This window comes from Bradyrhizobium sp. RP6 (assembly GCF_003837805.1).
Lineage (GTDB): Bacteria > Pseudomonadota > Alphaproteobacteria > Rhizobiales > Xanthobacteraceae > Bradyrhizobium.
The window spans coordinates 202,035-220,316 of the sequence record NZ_RQIT01000007.1 but is presented as its reverse complement, the minus strand read 5'-3'; the positions used below and the strand labels follow the sequence as shown (position 1 = coordinate 220,316).

Sequence of the window (18,282 nt, the reverse complement as noted above, 5' to 3'; positions counted from 1 at the left end):
CCTTCCCCTACCCCTTGTTAGGAAGAAGCGGAGATGGTGCCGGCCATGACTCTGACAATGTTGTCCAGGTTCCTGCATCCCGATCCGCGCATCCGGCGCGAGCTCGTGGATCTCCTGTACACGTCGCTGCCGCAGGTGTTCGCGATTGGCGTCACGTCGGTGACGGGCGCCGCCGCGCTGGCGCTCATGAGCGGCGATACCGGCTATGCGGTGATCTCGGTCTTCATCTTCATCACGGCCGCAGCCCGGATCGCATCCCTGTTCCGCTACAAGTCGCGCGCTGCGCAGTTCTCCGATGCCGACGTGATCCGCTGGGAAGGGCTTTACGGCGCCGGCGCGTCCGCTTTCGGCCTTGCGCTGGGCATGTTGTCGTATCGCGCGCTCGAGCTCGACGATGGACCCGGCGCCTGGATCGCGTTCGGCCTTTCGATGTCCTTCTGCGTCGGCATGGTCTCGCGCGCGGCGATCCGCCCCTGGATCATCCTGACCACCGCCGCGGTGCTGTTGACGCCGACCATCCTGGCCGGCCTGCTCCGCCCCGAGTTCGCCTACAAGCTCGGCGCGATCATGCTGGTGTTCTTCTGGCTCACATTGCGCGAGGCGTCGAAACATCTCAGCGCCGCCTTCGTCGAGCGGCTCGAAGCAAAGCACCGGCTGGCGCGCCAGGCGACCCACGATTTCCTGACGGGATTGCCGAACCGCGCCGCGTTCTTCCAGGCGCTGGCGGAGACCCGCGGAAACTTCGCCATCATCGCCATCGATCTCGACGGCTTCAAGCCGGTCAACGACCGCCACGGCCATCACGTCGGCGACGATCTGTTGCGCCAGGTCGCAGAGCGGCTGTCGGTCTGTATCGGCAATCCAGGCATAGCCGCACGGTTCGGGGGCGACGAGTTCATGATGCTCAAACCGGTTGCTTCAGGCGATGCCGGCTGTGAGCAAGCGCTCGCGCTGGCCCGCCAGGCCATTCGCGATCTCTCGATGCCGTTTTTGCTCACGGACATTCCGGTCCGCATCGGCGCAAGCGCCGGCATTCTGGTCAGCGCTGATCCGGCCACCGCCGGCTCAACGTCGCAGCTCATGGAGCGGGTCGATCGTGCGCTCTATACGGCGAAACGTGCCGGAGGCGGCCGTTGCGCTTGGTCGGATGAGGGCGCCGAGCTGGAACGCGCAGCGGGCTGAAGCTGCCGCTTTCGATCACGCCTTGAGCAGCCGCACCCGCGTGCCCCATGGATCGATCGCCTCCACGCCATTCGCAAGCGTGGTGAGCTGCGCACCGCCCTTGCGCAGGCGTTCCTCCTGTGCGGCGAGAATATCCTGCTTCGCCGTCACGAGCGAGAACCATGCAAGGCCCGTGGTGGCATCGTCGCGCCGGCCGGCGCCCTGACTCTGCCAGACATTCATGCCGAGGTGATGGTGATAACGGCCCGACGAGAGGAACGCGGCGCCGCTGCGCTTGCGCGTCGGATCAAGGCCGATCGTGCCGTGATAGAAGCTCTCGGCCTGCGCGAGATCGCCGACGCGCAGATGCATGTGGCCGATGCGCATTCCGTCCGGCGCCTTGGCATAGTCGGCGACGCGTGTATTGGTCAGCGACAGCAGGTCGGGGATGTTGAGCTCGTCGGTCGCCATCCTTACGCTGCCCTCGCTCCATTGCCATTGCGAGGGATCGCGGTCGGCATAGACCTCGATGCCGTTGCCTTCGGGGTCGTCGAGATAGACGGACTCGCTGACGAGGTGATCGGCAAAACCCGACAGCGGCACGCGATGCGAGGCGGCATGCACCAGCCAGCGCGCGAGGTCTTTTCGCGTCGGCATCAGGAAGGCGGTGTGGTAGAGGCCGGCGGCATTGCGCGGCTCGATTTCCGCGTCGGGACGGGCCTCCAGCACCAGCAGCGCTATTCCGGCCGTGCCGAGCTTCGCGGCGATCGCCGAACGCTCCATCACGGCAAGCCCGATCACGTCGCGGTAGTAGTCCGCAACCTTGTCGAGATTCTTCACCCGCAGCGTCACCATGCCGACGCGCATCGGCGTGCGGCTGGCAAAGGTCGGCCCGCCGCCTTGAGGAACGCCCTCGGCGCGCGCCGCGGCTGCAGCCGCCATCGCGAGCGAGGTTGCACCGGCAAGTTGCAATAGGGTGCGGCGGGTGAGATCGATGGTCATCGGTCAGGGCTCGTTCAAAAGGGTTGAGGCCAGGCGGCGCAATGTCGGCCGATTGCTACACGTTGCCGTGAGTGGGTCCCAATCACATGTTCGTCGGCCGCGCGGAGAGGAGTCCTGGCCACCCGGCCAGTTTCGCGCGCGCCTGCGATATCCCAGATTGAGGACAGCTTACAGGAGCCTGCCATGACCGCCCCTACTCCCCTGCCTTCCCTGTCGTCCGCCCTCGCGGACGTCGTGGCGCGCACTGCGCCGTCCGTCGTCTCCGTGCATTCGCACCGTTCCCGCGCCACCGGCTTCGCCTGGAAACCCGGCCTGATCGTCACTGCCGACGAGGCACTGGCGGACGAGGGCGCGGTCGAGATCGGCCTTGGCGACGGAAGCACCGCGGCCGCCACGATCGCCGGCCGTGACCATACGACTGACATCGCGCTGCTGCGTATCGATGCCGCCGTCGCGCCGGTCAAACTCGCCGCAACGGTTCCGCCGCTCGGCGCCTTGTCGGTGGTGGTCGCCACCAATCGCGAGACGCCGAGCGCCGCGCTCGGGATGGTGTCGGCATCCGGCAAGAGCTGGCGCTCCCTGCGCGGCGGCGACATCGATGCGCGCATCGAGCTCGACGTCCGCCTGCGCGGTAGCCAGCAGGGCGGCCTCGCGCTCGATGCATCGGGCGAAGCCTTTGGCATGGCCGTGCTCGGACCGCGGCGCGTGCTGGTGATCCCGACGGCGACGATCGAGCGCGTCGCGGCGCAGTTGGAGGCGCGGGGCCGCATCGCGCGGGGATATCTCGGCCTCGGACTTCAGCCGGTGCGGCTCGACGACGGCGTCGGCGCCATGGTGATGAATGTCGACAAGGCCGGTCCCTCGGCCGCGGCCGGCATCCGTCAGGGCGACGTGATCGTCGCGGTCAACGACCAGAAACTGTCGGGCGTGCGTGCGCTGTCGCGGACACTTGGACCTTCGAGCGTCGGCACGGTGGTCGATGTCGCCGTGCGGCGCGGCGGCGAGCCGGCCAGCTTCAAGGTTACGGTGGTCGAGAGGCCGGAGGCGTGAGCGAGGACAAGACGGCCGAGATCGTGATCGCCCTGGAGGTCGGCGACCCCGCCCTCGCCGATCGCCTGGCGGCGCTCCTCGGCAATATCCCTGGGCTTCGTCTCGCTGCGCCCGACGAGCAGGCCGCCGCAGCGATCATCGCGCGCGATTCGCGCATCATGCCTGAGGACATTGCCCTGACACAGCGCGAGCTCGACGTGCTGGCGTTGATGGCGGAAGGTGCCTCGAACAAGATGATCGCGCGTCAGCTCGGCATCTCCGTGCACACCGTGAAATTCCATGTCGGCTCGCTGCTGCACAAGCTGGACGCGACCGGCCGCACCGATGCAGTCGCGCATGCGGCACGGCGCGGCGTGATCGAGCTTTGACGCCGCCAACCCTCACGGTGCTGACGCCGCCGGAAAGCTGAGCGCGACCGTCAGGCCCGGCGCATTGTCATGCAGCGCAATTTCGGCGCCATGAAGGTGCGCGACCGCAGCGACGAGGCTGAGGCCGAGGCCATTGCCCGGCGTGTAGCGGCTCCGTTCGAGCCGGTAGAAGCGCTTGAAGACGTGTTCGCGCTGCTCGGCCGGAATGCCCGGACCGTCGTCGACAATCGCGATCACCGCAGCGCCATCGGTTCTGCGGCAGGTCACGGTCACCCGCCCGCCCTTGCAGCCGTGCTTGATCGCGTTGTCGACGAGATTGGCAATGGCGTCGAACAGCAGGTCGCGGTCGCCCGTGATCGCCACCCCACGTTCTCCGGCAAGGCTGAGCTTTGTAGCAACCTGCTCGGCGGCGGCATCGTAGAGCTCGACGACCTCGCTGGCGATCTCGGCGAGATCAAGCCCGCGGAAGGCGCCGGTGCGGGCGCGGGTCTCGATCTCGGAGATCCGGGTGATGGAGGCGAACATGCCGAGCACGGCATCGAGATCGGCGATGGTGTCCCCGATCAGCGCGGCGTCGGTCTCGCTGTTGCGCGGGGCGTGATAAGCCTTCTCCAGCCGGCCGCGCATGCGCGTCAGCGGGGTGCGCAGATCGTGCGCGACATTGTCGCTCACCTGCTTAACCTCCCCCATCAGCGTCTCGATGCGGTCGAGCATCTGGTTGAGGTTTTCGGCGACACGATCCCACTCGTCGTTGCTGCCGCGCATGGGGATACGCTGGTCGAGGCCGGAGAGCATGATGGCGCGGCTGGTGGCGTTGATCTGTTCGATCCGCCCCACAGTGCGCCGCGTCACCAGCACGGCCGCGAGCCCGGCGAGCACCAGCAGCAGCATGGCGACCGCGACCATCGCGAGCTCGATCATGCCGGTGAAGCCGTCGTGGTCGGCGACCGTGCCGAGCCGGCGCTCGACGTAGGCGAGCGTCCCGAAATAGACATAGGCCATGATTGCCGCGACAATCAACCCGAACGCCGCGATCGCGATCAGCGCGAGGCGGAAGGTCGAGGAGCGAAGGGTCTTAGCCAGGAGCACGGAGGCAATATCCGATGCCGCGGATGGTATGGATCAGCGGATAGGCCTGGGCATCGTCAACCTTGCGACGAACGCGCCCCACATAGACGTCGATGATATTGGTCGACGGATCGAAATGCAGGTCCCAGACGTGCTGAAGCAGCATCGCGCGAGATACGACGCGGCCCTCGTTGCGGACGAGATATTCGAGTAGCTGGAATTCGCGCGGCAGCAGCGGAATCTTGCGGCCGCGGCGGGAGGCAGCCCGTGCGATCAGGTCGATCGCAAGATCGCCGACGCGCAGAAGCGTCTCCTTGGCGATGGTCTCGCTGCGGCGGCCGAGTGCTTCGAGCCGCGCCAGCAATTCGGTGAAGGAGAACGGCTTGACGAGATAATCGTCGCCGCCGGCGCGCAGGCCGCGCACGCGGTCGTCGACTTCGCCGAGCGCGGAGATGATCAGGAACGGCGCGGCGATGCCGTCGTCGCGCAACTGGCGCATCACGCTGATGCCGTCGATATCAGGCAGCATGCGGTCGATGGTGATCACGGCATAGTCGCGCGCGGCGCCGTGGTTCAGGGCTTCGCGGCCATTGGTTGCGAGGTCGACGTCGTAGCCCGAAACCGTCAGCTCCTCGACGAGCTGACCTGCGGTTTCCGGATCGTCCTCGACGACCAGGATGCGACTGTGACCTCCGCTCATGACAAGCTCCGCGCGACGATCGCCACCAGACTATCCCGTTCCGGGGCTGAGCGGAACCGCCCGGTGGCGATCGCGACAATGGTGCGGTACGGCGATGCGACTACCAGTAGTCTCCGCACACATTGACCCATTGCCACCCATAGGGCGTCCAGCTCCTGCTCCAGCAGCCGTCATTGTAGCCGCCGTAGAAATAGGGCGCGCCGAAGACGGCGAAACGACGGAAATGGTGGTGACGGAAGCCGTGGCGGCCGTGCCAGCCTGCGCCGGCGAAGCGCGGCCCGATCGCCGCGTGCGCGAAACGCGGGCCGCCGAAGGCGGGCCCGCCGACGTGAGCGAAACGTGCGCCGCCCATGCCGCCAGCCCGCATGCCGCCGAAGCCGCCGAAACCGCCGGCGTGCATGCCACCACCGAAATGGCCGCCACCGCCGAAATGCCCGCCGCCGCCGAAGCCGCCATGGCCCCCACCGCCGCCACGAGCGAGCACCGGTGAAGCGAGCGCCATCATCGCGGCGACCGCCGCCACGGTGAGGCCCTTGAGAAGCCTGCTGTTCATCGAAACATCCTCCTTGCAGTGCGGCGGTCAGCGCGCCGTACGAGGATGATCAGATGAGGAGAACAGGCTGCCGCCTTCAACTTACAAATGCGCCAGATTCTGACGCGGATGTTAGAGAGAGGGAGTTTAGCTCCCTCCTCGTTATTGCGAGCGCGGCGAAGCAATCCAGAATCCGTGGAAAAGACTCTGGATTGCTTCGCTGCGCTCGCAGTGACGACGTGGAGAAGGTCTTCCATACGTCGAGCAGCGAACCTCTCCCGCAAAGAGCGGGGAGAGGTTAAGAGGTCACACCCGCTTGCCGCCACTCTTCTCCGCCGCACGGCGCAGCGCTTCGGCGAGAGCACCGCCGCCGGAAGACTCCTGCTTGCGCGGAGCCGACGAGGTCATGCGGGAGGGATTGCGTGAGCTGTTGTCGCGCTGCATGCCGGGGGCATCCTTCTTGGCGCCGACCTCGTCGTCGAGGCGCAACGTCAGCGAGATGCGCTTGCGGGCGACCTCGAAGTCCAGCACCTTCACCTTGACGATATCGCCCGGCTTCACCACCTCGCGCGGGTCCTTGATGTAGGTCTTGGACATCGCCGAGATGTGCACGAGGCCGTCCTGGTGCACCCCGATGTCGACGAAGGCGCCGAAGGCGGCGACGTTGGTGACGGTGCCCTCGAGGATCATGCCCTTCTTGAGGTCCTTGATCTCCTCGACGCCCTCCTTGAACACCGCGGCCTTGAACGCGGGGCGGGGGTCGCGGCCCGGCTTTTCCAGCTCGCGCAGGATGTCGGTGACGGTCGGCAGGCCAAAAGTCTCGTCGACGAAATCCTTCGGCTTGAGGGTGCGCACGATCTCGCTGCTGCCGATCAGCGCCTTGATGTCGCTCTTGGTCGCCGCGAGAATCCGGCGCACCACCGGATAGGCTTCCGGATGCACGCCGGAGGCATCGAGCGGGTCCTCGCCGCCGAGGATGCGCAAGAAGCCCGCGCACTGCTCGAACGCCTTGGGCCCGAGCCGCGGCACGTCCTTCAGCGCCTTGCGCGACTTGAACGGGCCGTTGGCGTCGCGGTGCGCCACGATGCTCTGCGCAAGGCCCGAGCCGACGCCCGACACGCGCGCGAGCAGCGGCGCGGAGGCGGTGTTGACGTCGACGCCGACCGCGTTCACGCAGTCTTCGACCACCGCATCGAGCGACTTTGCGAGCTTGGCCTGGCCGAGGTCGTGCTGATACTGGCCAACGCCGATCGCCTTCGGCTCGATCTTGACGAGCTCAGCCAGCGGATCCTGCAGGCGTCGCGCGATCGAGACCGCGCCGCGCAGGGTGACGTCGAGGCCGGGCAATTCCTCCGAGGCGAAAGCCGAGGCCGAATAGACCGACGCGCCGGCTTCCGACACGACGATCTTCGTCATCTTCAATTCCGGCAGGCCCTTGACGAGGTCCGCGGCGAGCTTGTCGGTCTCGCGCGAGGCGGTGCCGTTACCGATCGCAATCAGCTCGACGCGATGCTTCAGCGCGAGCCTGCCGAGCGTCGCCAGCGACTCGTTCCACTGCCGCTGCGGCTCGTGCGGATAGATCGCGGTGGTGTCGACCACCTTGCCGGTCGCGTCGACGACCGCGACCTTGACCCCGGTGCGGTAGCCGGGATCGAGCCCCATGGTGACGCGGGTGCCTGCCGGCGCGGCCAGCAAGAGGTCCCGCAGGTTGGAGGCGAACACGCGCACGGCCTCGGTCTCGGCCGAATTCCACAGCCGCATGCGCAGGTCGATGTTGAGATGCACCTGGATCTTGGTGCGCCAGGCCCAGCGCACGGTGTCGACCAGCCAGCGGTCGCCGGGTCGCTTGAGGTCGGCGATGCCGAACCGTTTCATGATCTTCAGCTCATAGGCGCTCGGCACGCCCGGCGGCGGCGCCTCCGCCTCGGCCTGGATCTGAAGATCGAGGATCTCTTCCTTCTCGCCGCGGAACATCGCGAGAATACGGTGCGATGGCAGCTTGGTCAGAGGCTCGGAGAAATCGAAATAATCGGCGAACTTCTCGCCCTCGGTCTTCTTGCCGTCGCGCACCTTGGAGGCCATGCGCGCGTTGGTCCACATCTCCTCGCGCAAGGCGCCGATGAGGTCGGCATCCTCGTCGAAGCGCTCGACCAGAATGGCGCGGGCGCCGTCGAGCGCGGCGGCGGCATCCGTAACGCCCTTCTCGGCGTTGACGAAGCCTTCTGCCACGACCTTCGGATCGTTGCCGGGTTCGGCCAGCAACTGATTGGCGAGCGGCTCGAGACCGGCTTCCTTGGCGATCTCTGCCTTGGTGCGGCGCTTCGGCTTGAACGGCAGGTAAATGTCTTCGAGGCGTGCCTTGCTGTCGGCGGCCATGATCGTGGCTTCGAGGGCTGCATCGAGCTTGCCCTGCTCGCGGACCGATTCGAGAATGGCCTTGCGGCGGTCTTCGAGCTCGCGCAGGTAAACCAGGCGCTCCTCCAGGGTGCGCAACTGCGCGTCGTCGAGCGCACCGGTCGCTTCCTTGCGGTAGCGGGCGATGAAGGGAACCGTGGCGCCGCCGTCGAGCAGCGTCACCGCCGCCTCGACCTGCTCGGCGCGAACCCCAAGCTCCTGCGCAATTTTGTGGTTGATATTTGCCACGCGAGATTCCCTCTATCAAAGCACGCGACGCAGGGCGAAAAGCACCGGCCGCGGGACGCCGCTTATGGACCAACCGAGGTTGATTCATCAAGGTGGGGCGCGCAACCGTCGACAGAGGATTTTTTGTCGGATCGATGCGATCTCGCCACATTCGTGGGGACGCGCGACTTCTCTCTTGCGTCGCGGCAGACCAGGATAACTGGCCCGTCATCCGGCTTGACAGGAGTCGCCGTTCAGCGGCTGTTTGCTCCGCCGGGCCCCTGAACTCCACGAGGACAGTCATGCGTACAACATCGGTCGGCGTCTTCAAGGTCGCTACCACGGGCCCCGGCGATGTCTCCGGCCTCATGGCCATGATCGGCTCGGGCGCGACCGACCCGCGCGAGATCCTGGCGATCCTCGGCAAGACCGAGGGCAATGGCGGTGTCAATGATTTCACGCGGGAATACGCCGTCAGCGCGCTGTGCACGGCGCTGGCGCCACACCTCAACCTGCCGCCGCATGAGGTCGAGCAACGCATTGCCTTCGTGATGTCCGGCGGCACCGAAGGCGTGCTCAGCCCGCACATCACGGTGTTCACGCGTCGAACCGTCGACACCCGCCCGGTGGGCCCCTCCGGCAAGCGGCTGAGCATCGGCATGGCGCAGACGCGGGATTTCCTGCCCGAGGAGCTCGGCCGCTCCGCGCAGATCACGGAAACGGCGACGGCCGTGAAGGCCGCCATGGCGGATGCCGGCATCAGCGATCCCGCCGATGTCCATTTCGTGCAGATCAAGTGCCCGCTGCTCACCAGCGATCGCATCGAGGCGGCAGCGGCGCGCGGCAACAAGACTGCGACGACCAGCGCCTACGCCTCGATGGCCTATTCCCGCGGCGCCTCCGCGCTCGGCGTAGCCGTTGCGCTCGGCGAGATTGCAGCCGATCTGCGCGATGATGACGTGCTGCGGCGCTACGATCTGTTCTCGTCCGTGGCCTCCACCTCATCGGGCATCGAGCTGATGCACAACGTCGTCATCGTGCTCGGCAACTCGGCGGCATCCGCGAGCGAGTTCGAGATCGGGCATGCCGTGATGAGCGACGCGATCGACGCTGTCGCGGTGAGCGCGGCGCTGGAAAACGTCGGAGTGCGCGTCGCGCCGCAAGCAACGAAGGGCCGCGAGCTCGTCAACATCTTCGCCAAGGCGGAAGCCTCGCCCGATGGCAGCGTGCGCGGCTTTCGCCACACCATGCTGGAAGACACCGACATCAGCTCGACGCGACACGCCCGCGCAGCGGTCGGCGGCCTGATCGCTGGCCTTGCCGGCACCGGGGCAGTCTACGTGTCCGGCGGCGCCGAGCACCAGGGCCCGCCGGGCGGCGGGCCGGTTGCAGCGATCGCAAGACTGTCGGATTGATACGACCGGCATCTCCGGTCTTGCGACCTGTCCGTCCCACGCAACCCTGCCCTTCGGCCGGCTCGGTTGATTCGGACTGTTCCTTGCGAAAGGAAGATAGCCGCCGCATCAACAGGATTTGAACGTCATGACTTTGCCGATGAGCTGGAATGAATGGGCGCAGCACGATGGAGTCGCGCTGGCGGGACGCGTCCGCAAGGGCGAGCTGACGGCGAAGGAATTGGCGCGGCAGGCCGCGGCCGGCGTTGGCAAGGTCAATCCGGCTCTGTCAGGTGTGGTCGAGCTGTTCGAGGACGTGATCGCCGACCCCGCCAAGGATGGCGCCAATCTCGCCGGCCCGTTCGCGGGCCTGCCCTTCCTGATGAAGGACCTCGGGCCGACCATGAAAGGCCGGCTCCAGGAAATGGGCTCGCTGTTGATGCGCGGCAACCGCGCCAGCGCCGACACGTTCCTGACCGGAAAACTCCGTCAGGCCGGGCTGAACCTGATCGGACGCACCACGACGCCGGAGTTCGGCGTGTGCAGTTCCGCCGACAATCCCGCCGTCTACGTCACGCGCAATCCCTGGAATACCGACTACACCACCTGCGGCTCGTCCGCAGGGAGCGCGGCGATGGTCGCCGCGGGTGTGGTGCCGATCGCGCATGCGACCGACGGTGGCGGCTCGATTCGCATTCCCGCCGGCGTCAATGGCAATATCGGGCTGAAGGTCTCGCGCGGCGTGTTCTCGCTCGCCCCGCACATGTCTGACCTCACCGGCCTCGTCTCGATCCAGGGCTGCCAGTCGCGCTCGGTGCGCGACACCGCCGCCTTCGTCGACCATGCGCGCGGGCCTGCGCCCGGCGAGTTCATGCCGTTCTGGACCACGGCGCAGCCCTATTCCGAGATGATTAAGCGCGATCCCGGCAAGCTCCGCATTGCGCTCTCACACACGTGGGGCGACTATACCGCCACGCCCGAGATCGTCGCCGAGCTGGAGAAGGCAGGACGCTTCCTCGAAGGCCTCGGCCATCACGTCGACTACGCGCTGCCCGAGCTCGATTTCCGTGCCGCGTTCGCGGCGCAGACCACCTGCTACATCTCGAACTTTGCTGTGGTGATCTCCAACATGCTCGCTGCGCGCGGGCTGGAAAGACCCCCGGAAGATCTGATCGAACCCGTGAACATTCGCATCTGGGAAGCCGGCCGGCACACGAGCTTCGCCGAGCGGGCGAAGATGCAGGGCGTATTCAATACGACCTCGCGCAGCTTCGGCGCGTTCTTCGAGCAGTGGGACGTGATCCTGACGCCGATCACGGCGCTGCCGACGCCGAAGGTCGGCACCAGGGAATACCTCACCATCTCCGATAATCCCGACGTGCTCGACTGGTTCGGCAATCTCTGGCGTAACTTCGCCTTCACACCCCTCGCCAATCTCTGCGGCATGCCCGCGATCTCGATGCCGATGGCAACCCAGGACCACGGCCTGCCGCTCGGCATCCAGGCCATCGCCAAGCAGGCCAATGACGGCCTCTTGCTGCAGCTCGCCGCACAGATCGAGCGCGCGCTCGACGGCAAGTGGAACGGCGGCAAGAAGCCGAAGGTGCATGTCTGCTGAGGCAGGCCTATTTCTCGCAGTCCCCGCGCTTGCGGCCATCCTTCGAGACGCCCGCCGTTGGCGGGCCCTCAGGTCGAGGTCTGATTTCGCGGCCATCTCTTAGACCCTCATGGTGAGGAGCGCCGCCTCGCGGCGCGTCTCGAACCATGCAGGCCGTACGGCGGTCCCTAGTTCTTCACCGCCGGTATTTCCTCCGGCCGCGGCTGCTGCTGGCCCTGCTGATACATCGCGAGGGCCTTGTCGAGCGCTTCGCGCAGCGCCAGCGCCGCGGCCACACTGCAACGCAGGTGCGCAGTCTGGACCACGTCGACCCTGACGGCGGCACCGACCGGCATCAGGAGGTTGGCGGCAAGCTCGATCTGGATCGCGCCGTTGTGGTGGCCGAAGCAGGATGCGCCGTCGAAATAGATGATCGGCGCCCGCTCCGAGCTTGAGGTGGAAATGGTGACGGGCCCCTGGTTGGTGCCGGGTGTCTCGGGGTCGGTCATGGGCGCTCCTTGCGGGCATGGGACGAACGAAGCGCCCACCATCGTTGCTTTGGCCCGCCCTGTCGAGGCCAAACCGCCCCCGGCAGGCGTCCCGGACAAGGCACATTCGGGGGTTTTGCGCGGCGCTCGGCACTGGTTTAAAACAGCGCCATGTCCACTGTACCTGTCACGCTCCCATTCGAGGAACTCGCCGAAGCCATCAAGGGCCGCCGCTCTGATTACGGCCATATCAGTGGGCTCCAGCTCGACCGCTTCGCGCCAGCCGAGGCCTGGTCCAGCCTGCCCTACCGGCCCGTCTTCGTCGGCGACACCGAGACCGGCGTGCTGCACGGCGGTATCGTCACGGCAATGCTGGACGAGAGCTGCGGCATGGCCGTGCAGCTTGCGCTCGACGGCACGCGCGCGATCGCAACCCTGGACTTGCGCATCGACTATCAGAAGCCGGCGACGCCGGGCCTCGACATCAAGGCGCATTCGGTCTGCTACCGCACCACACGCTCGATTGCCTTCGTGCGCTCCACCGCCTATCAGGAGTCGGAGGATGATCCGGTGGCGACCGCCACCGCCTGCTTCATGATCGGCGCCAACCGCACCAACATGCTGGCCGACCGCCGGATGGATGCGCGCAGCATCCCATCGCTGGAGGCTCCTGAGGATCCGGATGGGCCGTTTGCGCGTAGCCCGTTCGCGCGCTGTCTCGGCATCCGCGTCAACGACGACGGCACGCTGACGATGCCGTTCTCGCCGAAGATCATCGGCAATCCGATCCTGCCCGCGATCCATGGCGGCATGACCGGCGCCTTCCTGGAGACCACCGCGATCGTCGGGGTGGCGCGCGAGCTCGGCACTGCGGCGCCGCCCAAGCCGATCGGCCTCACCGTCAACTATCTGCGCTCCGGCCGTGCCCTCGACACGTTCGCCGACGTCTCGATCGTGAAGCAGGGCCGGCGCATCGTGGCCTTCGAGGCGCGGGCCTGGCAGGATGATGCCACCAAGCCGATCGCCACCGCTTTCGGTCACTTCATGCTGCGCCCGACGCCGGGAAGTGACGATGAATAAGCGGATTTTGACTTGACGGCCGAAGTTCCGGCAACAACGATAGCACGTCCCCGCGAGAGGTATTGGATTGCGGCACCCGCTCGACATCGTCGCCATGTTCGCCGCGCTCTGGCTGCTGGCATCGATGATGCTCGACGCGCTGACGCCGAAAGATCTGACGGCGGTGACGATCGCGGTCGCGATCGGACCTGCGATTGTCATCACGGCCGTGTTCTACCATCTGCGCTGCCCGCGCATGGATTTTGCCGTAGTGTTTGCCGCGCTGTGGCTGATCTCGGACATCGCCATCGCCTTCGTCGCAGCGAAGCAGTTGCCGCCTTTCCTGATCGGGCTCGGCTTTTTGCCAGCCCTGCTGGTCGGCGCCGTGCTGCACTGGCGACGCTTCCAGAACCGCCATGATCGGCTGGCCACGCCATCGGTGAAGCGCGGCTGAGGCCGCGCACTCGGTGTTCACCTCTCCCCGTTGGGAAGAGGTGAACCGAACCGCCTCAGCCGAAATCAGCGCGGCAAGAGGTTCGTCTTTGCGAGATCGAGCACCTCGTCGCCGCGACCGTTCATCACCGCGCGCAGGACCCAGAGGCTGAAACCCTTGACCTGCTCGGCCGTGATGGTCGGCGGCATTGACAGCTCCTGCTTGGCGGTGACGACGTCGAGCAGTGCCGGCCCATTGTGCGCCAGCATCTCCTTCACCGCGCCGGGGAGCTCGCCGGGATCCTCGACGCGTTTCGCGAAGATACCCATCGCGCGCGCCATCGCAGCGAAATCGGGGTTCTCCAGATCGACGCCGGTGTCGACGAAGCCCGCCGCCTTCATCTCCAGCGCGACGAAGCCCAGCACGCCGTTGTTGAACACGACGACTTTCACCGGCAGCTTCATCTGCGTCAGCGTGATGAGGTCGCCCATCAGCATGGTGAAGCCGCCGTCGCCGGAGAGCGAGATGATTTGGCGGCCGGGCTGCGCGGCTTGCGCGCCGATCGCCTGGGGCATGGCGTTGGCCATCGAGCCGTGCACGAAGGAGCCGATCAGCCGGCGGCGGCCGTTCATGTCGAGATAGCGAGCGGCCCACACGGTCGGCGTGCCGACATCGGCGGTGAACACGGCATCGTCGGACGCATGGTCGCTGATGACCTTTGCGAGATATTGCGGATGGATCGGCTTGGCGCCCGGCGTGCCCTTTGCAAGCGAGTCGAGCCCTTCGCGGGCCTTCTTGTAGTGCGCGACGGCGTCGTCGAGATGCTTGCGCTGCATCTTGGTCTTGAGCAGCGGCAGCAGCGCCTCGATGGTGAGCTTGACGTCGCCGACGAGGCCGAGATCGATCCTGCAACGCCGGCCGAGATTTTCGGGACGGATGTCGATCTGCGCGACCTGGCAGTCGGTCGGGAAGAACTGCTTGTAGGGAAAATCGGTGCCGAGCATCACCAGCGCGTCACAGGCGTGCATAGCGGCGTAGCCCGATGAGAAGCCGATGAAGCCGGTCATGCCGACGTCGTAAGGGTTATCGTACTCGACATGCTCCTTGCCGCCGAGCGCATGCACGATCGGGCTCTTCAAAGCTTCCGCCAGCTGCATCAGCGGCGCATGCGCGCCGGCGCAGCCTCGGCCGCAGAACAGAGTGATGCGCTCGGCACCGTTCAGGAGGTCCGCCAGCGCCTTCAGCTCATCGGCCTCCGGCACGACCTTCGGCGCCGACAAGGCAAGGCCGCGCGCCGTCGACAGCGCGCGCTTCGGGGGACTGCGGAAGGCGACGTCGCCGGGCATGGCAACCACGGCAACGCCGCGCAAGCCCACCGCGGCGCGAATCGCATTCTCCAGCACGTAGGGAAGCTGGCTCGAATCCGAGACCAGCTCGCAATAATGGCTGCACTCGCGGAACAGGTTTTGCGGATGGGTCTCCTGGAAATAGCCGCCGCCGATCTCGGCGGTTGGGATTTGCGCCGCAATCGCCAGCACCGGAACGCGGCTGCGATGCGCATCGAACAGCCCGTTGATCAGATGCAGATTGCCCGGGCCGCAGGAGCCCGCACACACCGCAAGGCTGCCCGTCATCTCGGCTTCGCCGGCGGCTGCAAAGGCTGCAACCTCCTCGTGCCGGACATGGATCCATTCGATGGTGCCGCGGCGGCGCAGCGCCTCGGTCAGCGCATTCAGACTGTCGCCGACGATGCCGTAGATACGCTTGACGCCGGCCTGCTCGAGCGTTGCCACGAACAGATCGGCTACGTTGTTGATTGCCATGTCGGTCTCCTGCTCCAGCCAGTCGCATATGTACGATGCGCAAACATCGGTTGCGACACCGCGAGGGACAATAAGCTATGACACGATCACGGCTTGTCTGTTCCTGCTCAATTTTGCGCAATCGCCCGATCGTAGGCCGCGATCGTCATCTTTGCACGAGCTGCGACATCCGCTGCCGTCGTGCCGGGCTTGTAGAGGCTGGAGCCGAGCCCGAACGCCGTCACGCCGCCCTTGATGTACTCCGCGAAGTTCTGGTCGGAGACGCCACCGACAGCCGCGATCATCACGCCTGATGGCAGCACGGCTCTGATCGCGGCGATGCCGGAGGCGCCGAGCACGCTCGCCGGAAAGAATTTCAGGCTCGACGCGCCCGAGCGCGCGGCGAGCAGCGCCTCGGTCGGCGAGAACACGCCGGGCATCGTCACCATACCGTGCTGATGTGCGCGCACCAGCACCGCGGTGTCGACATTGGGCGAGACCATGAGCTTGCCGCCGACGTCGTTGAGACGATCGACATCTGCCGCGGTCAGCACTGTACCGGCGCCGATCAACACGCCTGATGGCGCCTGCTTCACCGCCGTCGCGATGGAGCGGAACGGATCGGGCGAGTTCAAGGGAATTTCGATCGCAGTCATGCCGGCTTCGATCAGCGCGCCGACAATGGCCTCGGTCTCCTCGGGCTTGACGCCGCGCAGGATCGCGACCAGCGGCCGCTTCATCGGCGGAAATGGAACGGTCATCTCAAGAATCCTTCTACTTCGTCCAGATCGCGGCAGCCGCCATCGACAAACCGCGGCGGACGGCTTCATCCGCATCGGCCGGCCTTGCGGTCATCGATAACGCCTCGAAAGCCAGCCGGTACAATGCCGCGAGCTGTCCCGAGGCGATCAGCATGACACCCGCCTGCGGCACGGTGCCGGAGAGCCCTGCCGCCAGCTCGACACCGATCAACGTGCCCGACAGCGTCTCGCGCGCCGCGGCCGGCGTGCCGCCGAACAGAAGTTGTCGCGACCGCGCGCCGAACAGGAGATTGGCCGCGAAGGCCGGCGCATCGTACGCAGCTTTCACGGCCGCCTTGAAGCTCGCGACATCCTCGGCGTCGTCCGCGCCGGCGACCGCGAGCGACAGGATCGTCTCGCGCGAAACAGCACTGAACAGCTCGCCGGTCATGAAGGTGGAGAAGTGCGCCACCGTGCCGTCCTTCACGCGAACCCATTTCGAATGCGTGCCGGGCATGCAGACCAGCGCCTCGCCCGCGGCGTCGAGGCCGAGCGCGCCGAGCAATTGCGTCTCCTCGCCGCGCATGACATCCGGCGCCTTGGCGTCGCGCTGCGCGATGCCCGGCAGGATCCGGATGTCGCGTGCCTCGCCCGGCACACGCACCGCCTGCTTCAGAACGGCAGAGAGCGGCGCCGGCGTGTCGACATAGCCGGCCTCGACCCAGCCGGTGCGGGCACCGGCCATGCCGCAGACGAGCACCGGCAGATGATCCGGCGCTTCGACCGCCGCAAGATGCGATCGCAGCACCGCCGGGAAGCCGGCCTTCGCAGCCGCCAGCATGCCCTCGCCGCTGCGGCGCTCGGTCAGCACTTGGCCGGCGCCATCGATCAGCCAGAGCCGGAAGCTGCTGGTGCCCCAGTCCACGGCGACATAAGCGGATTCGGTCATGTCAGATCTCGTCCTCGTCTCACGGCTGAGACGCCGTCTCGCGACGAATGAGACGACGTCTTGCAGGCTCTCGTCGAGATACCGGCTATTGCGCGGGCAAACCAGCGCTTTCTCTCCAATTTGCGGCTCCGCCATGCTGGCACACCGCTTGCTGAAGACTGGTCGTTCAACTCCGTCAACGCGCGACAAGACGCGTCAACATCAGATGAGGAAACCCATGGAGATCGGCTATTTCACGATGCCCTCGCATCCGCCGGAGTGCGGACTGAAGGAAGGGAACGACTGGGACCTGCAAGTCATGCGCTGGCTCGACGAGCTCGGTTATCAGGAAGCCTGGGTTGGCGAGCACCACACCGCCCCCTGGGAACCCAATCCCACGCCCGACCTCCTGATCGCGCAGGCGCTGATGCAGACGAAAAAGCTTCGCATCGGGCCGGGCGGCTTTCTCTTGCCCTATCATCATCCGGCCGAGCTCGCCAACCGCGTCGCCATGCTGGACCACCTCTCCGAGGGCCGGCTCAATTTCGGTGTCGCGGCTTCGGGGCTCCCGAGCGACTGGGCGATGTTCAACGTCGACGGCATGAGCGGGCAGAACCGCGACATGACGCGCGAGGCGCTGGAGATCATCCTGAAGCTATGGACGGAGCCGGCACCCTTCACCCACAAGGGCAAGTACTGGACCGTGACCAAGCCGGACACAATGTTCGACTTCCTCAAGCCGCACATCAAGCCGCTGCAGGCGCCGCATCCGCCGATCGGCGTCGCCGGGCTGTCGAAGAACTCGGACACGCTGAAGCTTGCGGGCGAGCGCGGCTTCATTCCGATGAGCCTCAACCTCAACCCGGCCTACGTCTCCAGCCACTGGGACTCGGTCGAGATCGGTGCCGCCAAGACCGGACGCAAGCCGAACCGGCAGGATTGGCGGCTGGTGCGCGAGGTGTTCGTTGCCGACACCGATGAAGAGGCCTGGAAGCTCTCGACCGGCGACATGATGGGCCGGATGATGAGCGAGTACTTCCTGCCGCTGCTCGGCCATTTCGGCTTCAAGGACTATCTGAAGCACGCGCCCGACGTGCCTGACAGCGACGTCACGGTCGAATATTGCGCCAAGCGGAACTGGATCGTCGGCTCGCCCGCGACGGTCGCCGAGAAGATCGAAAAGATCTACGACGAGGTCGGCGGCTTCGGCGTGCTCCTGGTGTTCGGCTTCGACTACAAGCACAAGGCCGAGGCCTGGCACCGTTCGCTCTCGCTGCTGAAGAACGAGGTGATGCCGCGTCTTGCGCATCTCGGCTCGGCGAAGAAGGCGGCTTGACC

Annotated in this window: 17 protein-coding genes; 8 read left to right on the top strand and 9 right to left on the bottom strand. The window is 66.3% G+C overall.

What is annotated here, in order from left to right:
• Nucleotides 1-45: 45 nt before the first annotated feature.
• Nucleotides 46-1,182, top strand: coding sequence for a GGDEF domain-containing protein (locus EHH60_RS16665; RefSeq protein ID WP_124160532.1), 1,137 nt, complete (start codon nt 46-48; stop codon nt 1,180-1,182).
• Nucleotides 1,183-1,197: 15 nt separating this feature from the next.
• Here the strand turns inward: EHH60_RS16665 and EHH60_RS16660 are convergent, their stop codons facing one another.
• Nucleotides 1,198-2,163, bottom strand: coding sequence for a VOC family protein (locus EHH60_RS16660; protein ID WP_124160531.1), 966 nt, complete (start codon nt 2,161-2,163; stop codon nt 1,198-1,200).
• 183 nt (nt 2,164-2,346) lie between these two features.
• On the opposite strand from EHH60_RS16660, the gene EHH60_RS16655 reads away from it, so the two are divergent.
• Together EHH60_RS16655 and EHH60_RS16650 are read left to right on the top strand one after the other, a co-directional pair.
• Nucleotides 2,347-3,213 carry a S1C family serine protease gene (locus tag EHH60_RS16655; RefSeq protein WP_124160530.1) on the top strand — a complete coding sequence of 289 codons (867 nt, stop codon included), beginning with the start codon at nt 2,347-2,349 and terminating at the stop codon, nt 3,211-3,213.
• On the top strand, nt 3,210-3,581 hold the full coding sequence (locus tag EHH60_RS16650; RefSeq protein WP_124160529.1) for a response regulator transcription factor: 372 nt from the start codon (nt 3,210-3,212) through the stop codon (nt 3,579-3,581). The genes EHH60_RS16655 and EHH60_RS16650 overlap by 4 nt, the downstream gene beginning before the upstream one ends.
• Nucleotides 3,582-3,593: 12 nt before the next feature.
• Here EHH60_RS16650 and EHH60_RS16645 read toward each other — a convergent pair whose 3' ends face one another.
• The 4 genes from EHH60_RS16645 to EHH60_RS16630 all read right to left on the bottom strand — a co-directional run bounded on the left by EHH60_RS16645 (nt 3,594) and on the right by EHH60_RS16630 (nt 8,524).
• Nucleotides 3,594-4,670, bottom strand: a complete 1,077-nt coding sequence (locus EHH60_RS16645) for a sensor histidine kinase (protein WP_124160528.1) — start codon at nt 4,668-4,670, stop codon at nt 3,594-3,596.
• Nucleotides 4,657-5,349 carry a response regulator transcription factor gene (locus EHH60_RS16640; protein WP_124160527.1) on the bottom strand — a complete coding sequence of 231 codons (693 nt, stop codon included), beginning with the start codon at nt 5,347-5,349 and terminating at the stop codon, nt 4,657-4,659. The genes EHH60_RS16645 and EHH60_RS16640 overlap by 14 nt, the downstream gene beginning before the upstream one ends.
• A gap of 100 nt (nt 5,350-5,449) precedes the next feature.
• On the bottom strand, nt 5,450-5,902 hold the full coding sequence (locus tag EHH60_RS16635) for a hypothetical protein (protein ID WP_124160526.1): 453 nt from the start codon (nt 5,900-5,902) through the stop codon (nt 5,450-5,452).
• A gap of 285 nt (nt 5,903-6,187) precedes the next feature.
• A complete protein-coding gene (locus EHH60_RS16630; protein WP_124160525.1) occupies nt 6,188-8,524 on the bottom strand; it encodes a Tex family protein in 2,337 nt (778 codons plus the stop codon).
• A gap of 281 nt (nt 8,525-8,805) precedes the next feature.
• Between EHH60_RS16630 and atzD the strand changes: the two genes are divergently transcribed.
• Both atzD and EHH60_RS16620 read left to right on the top strand, forming a co-directional pair.
• A complete protein-coding gene (gene atzD, locus EHH60_RS16625; RefSeq protein ID WP_124160524.1) occupies nt 8,806-9,918 on the top strand; it encodes a cyanuric acid amidohydrolase in 1,113 nt (370 codons plus the stop codon).
• Nucleotides 9,919-10,045: 127 nt separating this feature from the next.
• On the top strand, nt 10,046-11,515 hold the full coding sequence (locus EHH60_RS16620; protein WP_199751514.1) for an amidase: 1,470 nt from the start codon (nt 10,046-10,048) through the stop codon (nt 11,513-11,515).
• A gap of 167 nt (nt 11,516-11,682) precedes the next feature.
• On the opposite strand, the gene EHH60_RS37565 is transcribed toward EHH60_RS16620, so the two are convergent.
• Nucleotides 11,683-12,003, bottom strand: coding sequence for a hypothetical protein (locus tag EHH60_RS37565; protein WP_061878930.1), 321 nt, complete (start codon nt 12,001-12,003; stop codon nt 11,683-11,685).
• 150 nt (nt 12,004-12,153) lie between these two features.
• Between EHH60_RS37565 and EHH60_RS16610 the strand changes: the two genes are divergently transcribed.
• Both EHH60_RS16610 and EHH60_RS16605 read left to right on the top strand, forming a co-directional pair.
• Nucleotides 12,154-13,062, top strand: coding sequence for a PaaI family thioesterase (locus tag EHH60_RS16610; protein WP_124160523.1), 909 nt, complete (start codon nt 12,154-12,156; stop codon nt 13,060-13,062).
• Between the two features lie 67 nt (nt 13,063-13,129).
• Complete coding sequence (locus EHH60_RS16605) at nt 13,130-13,495, top strand: hypothetical protein (protein WP_199751513.1); 366 nt, start codon at nt 13,130-13,132, stop codon at nt 13,493-13,495.
• 65 nt (nt 13,496-13,560) lie between these two features.
• Here EHH60_RS16605 and poxB read toward each other — a convergent pair whose 3' ends face one another.
• The 3 genes from poxB to EHH60_RS16590 all read right to left on the bottom strand — a co-directional run bounded on the left by poxB (nt 13,561) and on the right by EHH60_RS16590 (nt 16,965).
• Nucleotides 13,561-15,297, bottom strand: a complete 1,737-nt coding sequence (gene poxB, locus EHH60_RS16600) for a ubiquinone-dependent pyruvate dehydrogenase (protein WP_124160522.1) — start codon at nt 15,295-15,297, stop codon at nt 13,561-13,563.
• Nucleotides 15,298-15,404: 107 nt separating this feature from the next.
• Nucleotides 15,405-16,037, bottom strand: coding sequence for a 2-dehydro-3-deoxy-6-phosphogalactonate aldolase (locus EHH60_RS16595; protein WP_124160521.1), 633 nt, complete (start codon nt 16,035-16,037; stop codon nt 15,405-15,407).
• Between the two features lie 13 nt (nt 16,038-16,050).
• A complete protein-coding gene (locus tag EHH60_RS16590; RefSeq protein WP_124160520.1) occupies nt 16,051-16,965 on the bottom strand; it encodes a 2-dehydro-3-deoxygalactonokinase in 915 nt (304 codons plus the stop codon).
• A gap of 217 nt (nt 16,966-17,182) precedes the next feature.
• On the opposite strand from EHH60_RS16590, the gene EHH60_RS16585 reads away from it, so the two are divergent.
• Nucleotides 17,183-18,280, top strand: a complete 1,098-nt coding sequence (locus tag EHH60_RS16585; protein WP_124160597.1) for an LLM class flavin-dependent oxidoreductase — start codon at nt 17,183-17,185, stop codon at nt 18,278-18,280.
• Nucleotides 18,281-18,282: the final 2 nt, after the last annotated feature.

What these genes read in the sequence shown, in the direction of transcription:
- EHH60_RS16665 (WP_124160532.1), top strand. Translation starts at nt 46, where the DNA reads ATGACTCTGACAATGTTGTCCAGGTTCCTGCATCCCGATCCGCGCATC.
- EHH60_RS16660 (WP_124160531.1), bottom strand. Translation starts at nt 2,163, where the DNA reads ATGACCATCGATCTCACCCGCCGCACCCTATTGCAACTTGCCGGTGCA.
- EHH60_RS16655 (WP_124160530.1), top strand. Translation starts at nt 2,347, where the DNA reads ATGACCGCCCCTACTCCCCTGCCTTCCCTGTCGTCCGCCCTCGCGGAC.
- EHH60_RS16640 (WP_124160527.1), bottom strand. Translation starts at nt 5,349, where the DNA reads ATGAGCGGAGGTCACAGTCGCATCCTGGTCGTCGAGGACGATCCGGAA.
- EHH60_RS16635 (WP_124160526.1), bottom strand. Translation starts at nt 5,902, where the DNA reads ATGAACAGCAGGCTTCTCAAGGGCCTCACCGTGGCGGCGGTCGCCGCG.
- atzD (WP_124160524.1), top strand. Translation starts at nt 8,806, where the DNA reads ATGCGTACAACATCGGTCGGCGTCTTCAAGGTCGCTACCACGGGCCCC.
- EHH60_RS16620 (WP_199751514.1), top strand. Translation starts at nt 10,046, where the DNA reads ATGACTTTGCCGATGAGCTGGAATGAATGGGCGCAGCACGATGGAGTC.
- EHH60_RS37565 (WP_061878930.1), bottom strand. Translation starts at nt 12,003, where the DNA reads ATGACCGACCCCGAGACACCCGGCACCAACCAGGGGCCCGTCACCATT.
- EHH60_RS16610 (WP_124160523.1), top strand. Translation starts at nt 12,154, where the DNA reads ATGTCCACTGTACCTGTCACGCTCCCATTCGAGGAACTCGCCGAAGCC.
- poxB (WP_124160522.1), bottom strand. Translation starts at nt 15,297, where the DNA reads ATGGCAATCAACAACGTAGCCGATCTGTTCGTGGCAACGCTCGAGCAG.
- EHH60_RS16595 (WP_124160521.1), bottom strand. Translation starts at nt 16,037, where the DNA reads ATGACCGTTCCATTTCCGCCGATGAAGCGGCCGCTGGTCGCGATCCTG.
- EHH60_RS16590 (WP_124160520.1), bottom strand. Translation starts at nt 16,965, where the DNA reads ATGACCGAATCCGCTTATGTCGCCGTGGACTGGGGCACCAGCAGCTTC.
- EHH60_RS16585 (WP_124160597.1), top strand. Translation starts at nt 17,183, where the DNA reads ATGGAGATCGGCTATTTCACGATGCCCTCGCATCCGCCGGAGTGCGGA.